Here is a 266-nt window from a genome sequence, read left to right as displayed (position 1 = left end):
TCTAGAAAACTTATTCTGAACACTTACCTGCTTATAGTAACTGTAGGTATGGTCGCACGGACATCGACAATCAGGTTCAGTACTCTGCCCTGCACTATATCGAACATCTTCCTCCAACGGAGCTGGCATAATATCCATTCCCCTAACCGCATCAAAAATATTCGATTTATTTGATCCCGATTCATCAGCTTGTCCTTCATCCCTTTTCCCCCTTCTCTCTTCCTTCCTCGCCTCCCCTTCCCTTGGTTCTCTAAGGTCCCTTCCAA

1 protein-coding gene is annotated in these 266 nt (G+C 45.5%); it reads right to left on the bottom strand.

Translation table 11 applies throughout. From position 1 onward, the window contains the following. Window positions 1–266 (bottom strand): hypothetical protein (locus LIZ98_RS17810; RefSeq protein WP_227203200.1); only part of this gene is annotated, 266 nt, incomplete at both ends.

It is taken from the genome of Caldibacillus sp. 210928-DFI.2.18, from assembly GCF_020554505.1.
In the GTDB taxonomy this organism is placed as follows: domain Bacteria; phylum Bacillota; class Bacilli; order Bacillales; family Caldibacillaceae; genus Caldifermentibacillus; species Caldifermentibacillus hisashii.
This window is presented reverse-complemented; position numbering and strand designations above follow the sequence as displayed.